Consider the following 10153-nt stretch of genomic DNA (forward strand, 5'->3'; position numbering starts at 1 on the left):
GAGGCCTTCGTCGCCAGCGCCTTACGCCCGCGTCGCTGCCAGCTCGGCAATCCGCGCGTGGTGCGCGCGCAGTTCGCTGGCTTCCACCGCGAAGATGCCCATCTGCCCGACCTTGAACTCGATCCAGGACATATAGACCTCCGGCAGCAGCTTGATCAGGTGCTGCTCGGATTCGCCTACTTCACAGATCAGCAGGCCTTCCTCGGTCAGATGGTCCGGCGCGTCGCGCAGGATCTTCAGCACCAGGTCCAGACCATCGTCACCGGCACGCAAGGCCAGGTCCGGCTCATGCGAATACTCCTGCGGCAACGCGTCGGTCTCGTCATTGGTGACGTACGGCGGGTTGGTCACGATCAGGTCGTAGACGCGGCCCTGCAGACCGTTGAACAGGTCGCTCTTGACCAGCTCCACGTTGTGCGCGAGCAGGCGTTCCTTGTTCTCCACCGCCAGCGACAGCGCCGCGTCGTTGACGTCGCTGCCGTCCACCTGCCAGTTCGGGTAGTAGTGCCCCATGGCGATGGCGATGCAGCCCGAGCCAGTGCACAGGTCCAGCGCGCGAGTGACATCGCGCCCGGCCAGCCACGGCTCGAATCCGTTGAGGATCAGCTCGGCAATCGGAGAGCGCGGCACCAGCGCACGGGCATCACTCTTGAAGCTGAGCCCGGCAAACCAGGCTTCGCCGGTCAGGTATGCCGCCGGCAGGCGCTCGTTGATGCGGCGCTCGAACAGTGCCAGCACGCGCTCGCGCTCTTCCAGCAGCACACGCGCACTGCCATAGGCCGGGCCGAGGTCCGGCGGCAGGTGCAGGCTGTGCAATACCAGCTGGGTGGATTCGTCCAGGGCGTTGTCATAGCTGTGGCCGAAGGTCAGGCCAGCGGCGTTGAAACGGCTGGCGCCGTAACGGATCAGATCGACGATCGTGTGAAGTTCAGCGGCCGCTTGGGCAGTCATGGCGTGCGGAAATACTTGAATGGTCTGCGATTATAGGCGCCTGCCCGGTATATTGAGCGCCCAGTTGCAGCGGAAACTTCGGCGATAGCCGCCCACCGGCACCGAATCGACCGCCAGAACAGCCCCCGGGCGCGGCGGCAGACCTCGGCAATCCCCTACACTCGTGTGCTCTGCCAGCGGCCCAGCGCCTGCGGCGACACCTTCTTGAACGGAAGCAACGGCCCATGTTCAACCGCAATACCGGCATCATCCTCGCCATCGCCCTGGCCGCCGGCCTCGGCCTGGTGCTGGCCCAGAAGGTGTTTGGCCCGAGCAGCCAAGGCACCCACGACAGCAGTTCGATCATCTTCTACGGCACGCCGCGTACCTTGCCGGAGTTCGATCTGGCCCAGTCCGACGGCACCCGCCTGATCCCCGGCGAGCTGCGCGGCCACTGGACCCTGGTGTTCCTGGGCTTCACTTCCTGCCCGGACGTCTGCCCGACCACGTTGACCGAGCTGGCCCAGGCCCAGAAGCAATGGCAGTCCATCCCCGACAGCCTGCGCCCACGGGTGGTGTTCGTGTCGGTCGATCCGGAGCGCGACACCCCGGCACGGTTGGGCGAGTACGCGCATGCCTTCCACAAGGACACGATCGCCGCCACCGCCGACGTGCCGTCGCTGGAGCGCTTTGCCACCTCGCTGGGCATGCTGTTCCAGAAGGTGCCCGGCAAGCATTTTGAAGAAAACCCAAGCGACTACAGCATGGATCACTCGGCCAGCATTGCCGTGCTCGATCCGCAAGGCCGCCTGGCCGGGCTGATGCGCCCCCCGTTCAACCCGCAGGCAATCGCCAGCGATCTGATCAAGCTCACCGAGAACACCGCACCATGAGTCTGGTAACAACGCTCAGCTACGTCCTGCCCCACCGCTTGCTGTCCTCCATGGCGCGCTCCCTGGCCTACTCGCAGAATCCGCGGATCTCGCGCTGGCTGATCGACACGGTAAGCGCGAAGTTCAACGTCAACCTGGCCGAAGCGGCCAATCCGGACCCGCGCAGCTACCCCAGCTTCAATGCGTTCTTCACCCGTGCCCTGAAGCCCGGCGCCCGCGTGGCTGCCGCCGACCCGCGCACGCTGACCATGCCGGCCGATGGCCGCATCAGCCAGCTGGGGCCGATTGCCGACGGCCGCATTTTCCAGGCCAAGGGCCAGTCGTTCACCGCTGCCGAGTTGCTGGGCGATGTCGCCGACGCCGAGCCGTTCAACAATGGCCTGTTCGCAACGGTCTATCTGTCCCCGCGCGACTACCACCGCGTGCACATGGCCTGGACCGGCACCCTGCGCGAAACCGTGCATGTACCCGGCCGCCTTTTCAGCGTGGGCACCGACGCGGTGGCCAACGTCCCGGGCCTTTTCGCCCGCAATGAACGGCTGGTGTGCCACTTCGACACCGATTTCGGGCCGATGGTGCAGGTGATGGTCGGTGCGCTGCTGGTCAGCGGTGTGGAGACGGTATGGAGCGGCGAGGAAATTCCCGCCTACGGCGACCGCATCACCCGCAAGGACTGGCGTGGCAAGGGCATCACGCTGGAGCGTTTCGCCGAGATGGCACGCTTCAACTACGGCTCCACGGTGATCGTGCTGTTGCCGCCGGGTGTGGCCGAGTTCGATCCTGCGTTGAAGGCGGAGAGTCCGGTGCAGCTGGGCCAGGCGCTGGCGAAACTTGTTTGACTTTTGCTATTGGCGGAGATGAAGCGCAGTGCGCTTTTCCCGACCAACCCAGCCAACAAGCAACGAACCAAAAAAGGGCGCCTCAAGGCGCCCTTTTCTGGTCCAGCCCCACCACACTCAGCGGCGGCAGCCTTCCATCTTCAGACTCTGTCCGGGCTTGAGTGCGTAGGCCGGCGCGCGCAGGCCATTGGCACGCGCCAATGCAGGAACGGCACACTGGAAGCGATTGGCGATGCTGCCCAGGGTGTCGCCCCGCACCACGGTGTAGCTGCGAGCGGCACGACGGGCCGGTGCGGGTGCCGGACGTGGCGCGGGCGTTGCGACGGGGGGCGCGGCCTGTGCTGCCTGCAGCGCCTGCACATCGCCCACTGCCACGCTGCCGGTGAATGCTGCCGCCGACGGTCGCTTGATCGCTGCATTGATATCGGCGGTGATCAACGTACGCGCCAGATCCGCACGCGGGCCGCTCACGCAGTAGCGGTTGTACAGACCCGCGATGCGGGTGGTTGCATTGATGGTCGTCCCGGCCGGAATCCAGCCGTCAGCTTCATAACGCGGATTGAGGTTGCGCAGCGCGCGCATGTAGCCATCGCGGGTGCCGGTGCTGCCCAGGCAGATGGTCAGTTCGTAGATGGTGGTGGACTTGGCCAGGCGGATCGTTGCCGGCTGGGCGTTGATCTTCGGGAACTCCACGCCGTATTGCTGCGGGTGCAGGAAGATCCACGCCGCGGCGATTACCATCGGCACGTAGTCCTTGGTTTCGCCCGGAAACTGGTTGTAGGCCGAATCGGTCCAGAAGCTCTGCCCACCCGCCTCGCGGTAGATGCGGGCGGCGCGACCTTCACCGCCGTTGTAAGCCGCCAGGGCGTACTCGATGTTCTTGTTGAGCCCACGCATGCGCTCATTCATGTAGGCCGCACTGGCCTCGGCAGCGCTGCGTGGATCAAAGCGCGTATCGAAGCCGGTGCCGTCCGGGCCCAGGCCAAAACGGCGCCCGGTCGCCGGCATGAACTGCATCAGGCCCGCCGCGCCCACACGCGAGGAGGCATGCACACGACCGTTGGATTCCTTGGCCATGATGCCGAACAGCAATGCTTCGGGCAGCGCGTTCTTCTCCCACTCCGGCCACATCACCGCACGCACGTTCATGTAGTTCTCGTAGCTGGTCAGCAACGACGGACGCATGTCGGTGAGCCAGCGGCGGATACCGGCCTGGATCGCCGGGTTGTATTCGACCATGTCATCGAACGCGTGCCGATGGTCGTTCAACAGTGCCGCCGCGCGCGCGGCTTCTGGGACATTGGCCACCAGTGGCGCGATATGGTCCGGGTCGGCTTCCAGCGGGCCGACATCCTCTTCGACGTCCTCCCCCGTGCCGTCGGACTGCTTCTTGAGCAGGCGTTTGTAGGTGGTGAGCAGGCCACTGACCTGGCAACCCTTCTGCGCGATGCACGCGGTGAGCACGTCCTCCATGTCCTCCAGCGCCGCATCGGCCTCCGGGGTTCCCTTGGGATCGGCATTGGTCACCAGCACCAACGCATCGCTGTAGCGCTTCTCCGCGGCGGTCATGCGCGCCTCGATGGCATCCACCTTGGCCTTGTCACGGGCGGAAAGGGCGTGTGCGGCCGGCATCACGGTCAACAGCGTGGCAGCCACCAGCAGCGGCAAGGGACGAACCGAGAACAGGGAAACAGGCATCAGCGACACTGCAGGCGAAAGGTCAGGCAGGGTAGCCGCCGGACTTGTCCGGGGGCAACAATGCCACCGCACCGATACAGTCGGCCGTTAGAATCCCCCTTCATTCATCAATGAGTGCCTCCATGGACCCGATCCTGCTCGGCAAAGGCGTCACCGACGACATCGCCGTCACCCTGCTCCCGCGTTTCGGCAACCGCCACGGCCTGGTGGCCGGCGCGACCGGCACCGGCAAGACGGTGACCCTGATGACGCTGGCCGAAGGGTTTTCGCGGCTGGGCGTGCCGGTGTTCCTGGCCGACGTGAAAGGCGACGTGGCCGGCCTTGCGGTCGCAGGCGACGGCGGCGAGAAACTGGCCCAGCGCGCGGCCGACATCGGCGTAGCGGATTACGCCGCAGCGGCCAGCCCGGTGGTGTTCTGGGACCTGTACGGCAAGCTCGGCCACCCGGTCCGCACCACCGTCAGTGAAATGGGCCCCACCCTGCTGTCGCGCATTCTTGAATTGAACGACACCCAGTCCGGCGTGCTCGACATCGTGTTCAAACTGGCCGACGACCGCGGCCTGCTGCTGCTCGATCTGGACGATCTGCGTGCCCTGCTCAACCTGGTAGCCGAGGAACGCAAGGACATCTCCACCGAGTACGGGCTGGTAAGCGCGCAATCGGTGGCTGCCATCCAGCGCTCGCTGCTGCGACTGTCGCAGGACGGCGGCGAAGCTTTCTTCGGTGAGCCGGCCCTGGAACTGGCCGACATCATGCGCGTCAACCATGACGGCCGTGGCGTGATCGGCATCCTCGCCGCCGCGCAGCTGATTCTCAAACCGCGCCTGTATTCCACCTTCCTGCTGTGGCTGCTGTCGGAACTGTTCGAGCAACTGCCGGAAGTCGGCGACCTGGAGAAGCCCAAGCTGGTTTTCATCTTCGACGAAGCCCACCTGCTGTTCGATGACGCACCGCCGGCGCTGGTGCAGCGCATCGAACAGGTAGTACGCCTGATCCGCTCCAAGGGCGTGGGCGTGTACTTCTGCTCGCAGTTCCCCGACGACGTGCCAGGCAACATCCTCGGCCAGCTTGGCAACCGCGTGCAGCACGCACTGCGCGCCTTCACTCCGCGCGACCAGAAGGCGGTGAAGACCGCCGCCGAAACCTTCGTGCAGAACCCAAAGTTGGACGTCGTGGCCACGCTGTCGCAGTTGGGCACCGGCGAAGCGCTGGTTTCCACGCTGCAGGACAAGGGCATCCCCTCGCCGGTGCAGAAGACCCTGATCGCACCGCCGCGCTGCCGCATGGGTTCGATCACCGACGCCGAACGCGCGCAGGTGCGTGCCGGCAGCCCGGTCGGCACCCGCTATGACGCCGCCGTCAATCGCGAATCGGCTGCTGAACTGTTGGCCCAGCGCGCGGAAAAAGCCGTTGAAAAAGCCGACGCGCCGAAGGCCCGCAGCCGCGAGCAGGACGACAGCCAGGAAGGTGGCTTTGGCCAGAGCATCAAGGACGCGATCTTCGGCACCAAGCGCCGCCAGGGCATGATCGAAACCATGGCCAAGCAAACCACCCGCACCGTCGGCACCAAACTGGGCAACCAGATCGTGCGCGGCATTCTCGGCGGCATCTTTGGCGGCAAGCGTTGAGCCCATGAGTCGTTGGCGACCCCCTGCAGAAAAGAGCACCGCACTGATCACCCCGCAGGGACATGCGCGACTGAAGACCGAGCTTGATGAACTGTGGCGCCAGCGCAGGCCAGAAGTGGTCAAGGCACTGGCAGCGGCAGCGGCGGAAGGTGATCGTTCCGAGAACGCCGAGTACACGTACCGCAAGAAGCAGCTGGGCGAAATCGACCGTCGCGTGCGTTACCTGAGCAAACGACTGGAATCGCTGCGCGTGGTCGATACCCGGCCGAGTGATCCGGGCGCGGTGTTCTTTGGCGCGACGGTGGAACTGGAGAATGTGGACTCGGGTGAAACGCTGAACTATCGCATCGTCGGCCCGGACGAAACGGACGCACCTGCTGGCTGGATCAGTATCGATTCACCACTGGCGCGTGCATTGCTGAAGAAGCGTGTCGACGACGAATTCACCGTGGAGCTGCCCGCCGGACCGCACACCTTCGCGGTGTTGTCCATCCGCTACATATCGCACTGAAATCAACACCAATCCGCGCAGATCGCACATACGCAGGCGCATGCAACCATCGCTTCGTCACCGTGGAATCAAGGGGATGTAAGCGCCCGGCAGCACCATACCGCCGCGTATTTGACCAACGATAGTGCTGCATGTTTTTTCTTTCCGGTTGCCCATCGTGAAAGGACTCCAGATGCAGGTGCTTGACCCGGAAAAAGCCGCAGCAAGCGGTGAGCTCAACAACAGCACGCGCCGCCCGGCCCGTACCGGCATCGTGATCGATGCCTCCTGCGATGTGGCGCCCGCCTTTCTCGCCAGCGCGGATGTGGCGGTGATTCCGATTCCGATCCGGATCGGCACCACCACCTACATCGACCAGCATGACGCCACCGCCACCGCCCGCTACCTGCGCGAGAACGCCAACGGCGAAGGTGCCACCGGACAATCCCTGCCGCTGGATGCGGCACAGATGAGCAGCCTCTTTCTGGAACACTTCGCGCTGGACTATGACTCCGTCTATTGCCTGACCATCACCGCCAGCCGCAGCCCGATCTACGAGGCCGCCAGCCAGGGCAGCCTGCTGGCGACCAATGCCATCCGCGAGGCGCGCCAGGAAAACGGTATCGCCCGTCCGTTCCAGTTTCGGGTCATCGATACCCGCAACATGTTCGCCGGCTCCGGCATTCCGGCCATGGTGCTGCAGGACCTGCTGCGCGCGCAGGTGCCGGCCAAGGACATCCGCGGCGAACTGCAGCGCATCATCGACGCCACCCACACCTACTACGTCCCAGACAACCTGGGCTACGCGCGCGCCCGCTCACGGGTGCGTGGCGATCGCAGCATCAGCCTGGTCAGCGTGCTGTTGGGTGGCGCACTGGACATCAAGCCCATCGTACTGGGCCGCCAGGGTGACACCCGCCCGGTCGCAAAATGCCGCGGACGCGATGACGCCTGGACACGCCTGTTCGCCTTTGCCGCCACCCGGGTGCGCGACGGCCTGCATGCCCCGCACGTGATCGTGTCCTACGCGGGGCCGCTGCAGGATCTGCACGGCTCACCTGCACTGGACCAACTGCGCACGGCCTGCGAACAGGAAAATGTCAGCCTGCATATCCTGCCGATGAGCATCACCGGGATGATGAACATCGGCCCGGGCGGACTGACCCTGGCCTTCGCCAGCGAAACCAACGACACCGCGTTCTGACCATCGCGCTTAGCTTGCGAGCTCGCGGCATCACCGCCGCGAGAAACCCACCTCAAGCCATTGCCGGACGATAGCTGCGCCCTTCGCGCAGCGGCCGGAAGTAATCGGCCTGCGCATAGAAGCCCAGATCCTGTCGTTGATGCCAACCGGGAATGCCGGCCAGCGGCAGTGGCCGCAACTCCGTCGGCGCAGCCAGGACGTCGCCGGCGTGGACCGCCTCGGCCACGCGCGCTACGCAGGCCACATCGTCCTCGCCCTGCACCACCACGCATTTGCCGACCAGCCGCCGCCCGGGCACCAGCATCTGTTCCATCAGTGCATGACCGATCACCGCAGCGATGGCGATATCACCGTTGCGCCAGTGCGCGGCGTGGGTATGGAACAACGTCGCCCAGTCGTGCTGATCCCAGGCACTGAGCAATGACGTGTCACGCACCCGCACGATGATGCCGGTTTCATCGAACTGGGTAAGCGCCTGCTGGGCGCGGTTGCGCTCAACCGCCCCCATCTGCTCGATGTGCCGGCACTGCTGTGCGTTGAGTGCCAACTTGATGCCGGGATGGCGTGCCCAGATCATCGCGTTGAACAGGTCGTGCCAATTGTGCAGGCGCGTGGCGATGCGGCCCTGCTGGATGCGTTGCTCGTAATGCAGGCCGTCATCCAGCAACAGCGCATCCTGTGCAACGAAGCAACGATCAGGAACGGACATACCGGCATTGAGCACATCGATGCCAGGCCAGTCCGGCGCCGTCATCCAATCCTTGTACGCATTGAAGCCGGCAAACAGCGGATGTCGAAAACACGCTGGCGCCACGTCCCCGCGCGGCGGGGCGATGAAGCGGCGCCGGAGCTTGCCGGCGCCAGATGCAGATGCCGATCCGGTCACAGCACCTTGAGGTCGAATGGCTTGTCGGCGGTTTCGATGATGGCGTCGCCGAACAGGTCGTGATCGTCGCTCTCGGTGATCTCGACATTGACGAAATCACCGATGCGCAGCTTGGCTTCCTCGGCATTCTGGATGTGCACCAGGCCGTCGATTTCCGGCGCGTCAGCCTTGGAGCGGGCCACCGCGATGCCGTCTTCGATCACGTCGACCAGGCACTGCTGCACGCTGCCGATCTTGGATTCAAGCTTGGCGGCGGAGATGGCGGCCTGCTTCTCCATGAAGCGCGCCAGACGCTCCTGCTTCACTTCTTCCGGCACCGGGTCCGGCAGGTCGTTGGCAGTGGCGCCGTCCACCGGCGAGTAGGCGAACGCGCCCACGCGGTCGAGTTGGGCGACATCCAGGAACTCCAGCAGCTGCTCGAACTCGGCATCGGTTTCACCCGGGAAGCCGACGATGAAGGTCGAGCGCACGGTGATGTCCGGGCTGATCTGGCGCCAGCGCAGCACGCGCTCCAGGGTCTTGTCGACCGCGCCGGGACGCTTCATCAGCTTGAGGATGCGCGGACTGGCGTGCTGGAACGGGATGTCCAGGTACGGCAGGATCTTCCCTTCGGCCATCAGCGGCACCACGTCGTCCACGTGCGGGTACGGGTAGACGTAATGCAGGCGGGTCCAGGCATCCAGCTCGGACAGGCCTTCGCACAGCGCCTTCATGCGGGTGGCGTATTCCTTGCCGCGCCAGGTGCCCGGCGCGTACTTGCGGTCCACACCGTAGGCCGAGGTGTCCTGCGACACCACCAACAGCTCGCGCACGCCGCCCTTCACCAGGCGCTCGGCCTCGCGCAGCACTTCATCCACGGGGCGCGACACCAGATCGCCACGCATCGACGGAATGATGCAGAAGCTGCAACGGTGGTTGCAGCCCTCGGAAATCTTCAGGTACGCGTAATGACGCGGGGTCAGCTTGATGCCGTAGTCCGGCACCAGGTCCACGAACGGGTTGTGCTTGGGCGGCAGCGCCGCATGCACGGCGTCCATCACGCTGATGTAGTCCTGCGGGCCGGACACGGACAGCACGTCCGGGTAGTGCTCGCGGATCATGTCCCCTTTCTTGCCCAGGCAGCCGGTGACGATGACCTTGCCGTTCTCGTTCATCGCCTCGCCGATGGCATCCAGTGACTCGGCCACCGCCGAATCGATGAAGCCGCAGGTGTTGACCACCACCACATCGGCCGAATCGTAGGACGGCACGATGTCGTAGCCCTCGACCCGCAGCTGGGTGAGGATGCGTTCGGAATCGACAAGCGCCTTCGGGCAGCCAAGGCTGACGAAGCCGACTTTGGGGTTCAGCTGGGACATGTTCACGAAATTCTGAGGGCCGGGGTCGGAATGACCACAGGGCCGGAAAGCGGGCGATTATACCGGTCACCCGCCACCGCGCCCTGCAACTGGCTTAATGCGCCCACCTCAAGACAATGATCGACTCAAAAGCCCCTCTCCCGCCTGCGGGGCGATGCGGGCTCGCTTGCGAACCACTGGTCCGCAGCCCGTTGAGCGCTCTTGCGCCAGCGCAAGGGCCGGGGCGC

The 10153-nt window shown here is 65.0% G+C and carries 9 protein-coding genes; 5 read left to right on the forward strand and 4 right to left on the reverse strand.

What is annotated here, in order from left to right; translation table 11 throughout:
* Positions 1-21: 21 nt before the first annotated feature.
* Complete coding sequence (gene prmB, locus ABB26_RS10465) at positions 22-951, reverse strand: 50S ribosomal protein L3 N(5)-glutamine methyltransferase (protein ID WP_057633815.1); 930 nt, start codon at positions 949-951, stop codon at positions 22-24.
* Between the two features lie 224 nt (positions 952-1175).
* Here prmB and ABB26_RS10470 point away from each other — a divergent pair, with 224 nt between their 5' ends.
* Together ABB26_RS10470 and asd are read left to right on the forward strand one after the other, a co-directional pair.
* On the forward strand, positions 1176-1823 hold the full coding sequence (locus ABB26_RS10470) for an SCO family protein (RefSeq protein WP_057633816.1): 648 nt from the start codon (positions 1176-1178) through the stop codon (positions 1821-1823).
* Positions 1820-2662: an archaetidylserine decarboxylase gene (gene asd / locus ABB26_RS10475; RefSeq protein WP_057633818.1), complete on the forward strand. Its 843-nt coding sequence runs from the start codon at positions 1820-1822 to the stop codon at positions 2660-2662. The genes ABB26_RS10470 and asd overlap by 4 nt, the downstream gene beginning before the upstream one ends.
* 117 nt (positions 2663-2779) lie before the next feature.
* Here asd and ABB26_RS10480 read toward each other — a convergent pair whose 3' ends face one another.
* Entirely contained in the window at positions 2780-4360 is a 1581-nt protein-coding gene (locus ABB26_RS10480; protein ID WP_057633820.1) for a transglycosylase SLT domain-containing protein, read from the reverse strand.
* A gap of 122 nt (positions 4361-4482) precedes the next feature.
* Here ABB26_RS10480 and ABB26_RS10485 point away from each other — a divergent pair, with 122 nt between their 5' ends.
* From ABB26_RS10485 to ABB26_RS10495, 3 genes are all read left to right on the forward strand, one after another.
* Positions 4483-5988: a helicase HerA-like domain-containing protein gene (locus ABB26_RS10485; protein WP_057633868.1), complete on the forward strand. Its 1506-nt coding sequence runs from the start codon at positions 4483-4485 to the stop codon at positions 5986-5988.
* 4 nt (positions 5989-5992) lie between these two features.
* The gene (gene greB, locus ABB26_RS10490; RefSeq protein WP_057633822.1) at positions 5993-6499 is read left to right on the forward strand and encodes a transcription elongation factor GreB; all 507 of its coding nucleotides are present in this window, start codon (positions 5993-5995) and stop codon (positions 6497-6499) included.
* A gap of 157 nt (positions 6500-6656) precedes the next feature.
* On the forward strand, positions 6657-7682 hold the full coding sequence (locus tag ABB26_RS10495; protein WP_245626189.1) for a DegV family protein: 1026 nt from the start codon (positions 6657-6659) through the stop codon (positions 7680-7682).
* 52 nt (positions 7683-7734) lie between these two features.
* Here ABB26_RS10495 and ABB26_RS10500 read toward each other — a convergent pair whose 3' ends face one another.
* On the reverse strand, positions 7735-8568 hold the full coding sequence (locus ABB26_RS10500; RefSeq protein WP_057633826.1) for a DUF3025 domain-containing protein: 834 nt from the start codon (positions 8566-8568) through the stop codon (positions 7735-7737).
* Positions 8565-9926 (reverse strand): 30S ribosomal protein S12 methylthiotransferase RimO, encoded by a 1362-nt coding sequence (gene rimO / locus ABB26_RS10505; RefSeq protein WP_057633829.1) that lies wholly within the window; start codon positions 9924-9926, stop codon positions 8565-8567. Before rimO ends, ABB26_RS10500 begins: the two co-directional genes overlap by 4 nt.
* Positions 9927-10153: the final 227 nt, after the last annotated feature.

This window comes from Stenotrophomonas humi (assembly GCF_001431415.1).
Taxonomy (GTDB): domain Bacteria; phylum Pseudomonadota; class Gammaproteobacteria; order Xanthomonadales; family Xanthomonadaceae; genus Stenotrophomonas; species Stenotrophomonas humi.

What these genes read in the sequence shown, in the direction of transcription:
- ABB26_RS10480 (WP_057633820.1), bottom strand. Translation starts at nt 4,360, where the DNA reads ATGCCTGTTTCCCTGTTCTCGGTTCGTCCCTTGCCGCTGCTGGTGGCT.
- rimO (WP_057633829.1), bottom strand. Translation starts at nt 9,926, where the DNA reads ATGTCCCAGCTGAACCCCAAAGTCGGCTTCGTCAGCCTTGGCTGCCCG.
- asd (WP_057633818.1), top strand. Translation starts at nt 1,820, where the DNA reads ATGAGTCTGGTAACAACGCTCAGCTACGTCCTGCCCCACCGCTTGCTG.
- ABB26_RS10485 (WP_057633868.1), top strand. Translation starts at nt 4,483, where the DNA reads ATGGACCCGATCCTGCTCGGCAAAGGCGTCACCGACGACATCGCCGTC.
- ABB26_RS10470 (WP_057633816.1), top strand. Translation starts at nt 1,176, where the DNA reads ATGTTCAACCGCAATACCGGCATCATCCTCGCCATCGCCCTGGCCGCC.
- greB (WP_057633822.1), top strand. Translation starts at nt 5,993, where the DNA reads ATGAGTCGTTGGCGACCCCCTGCAGAAAAGAGCACCGCACTGATCACC.
- prmB (WP_057633815.1), bottom strand. Translation starts at nt 951, where the DNA reads ATGACTGCCCAAGCGGCCGCTGAACTTCACACGATCGTCGATCTGATC.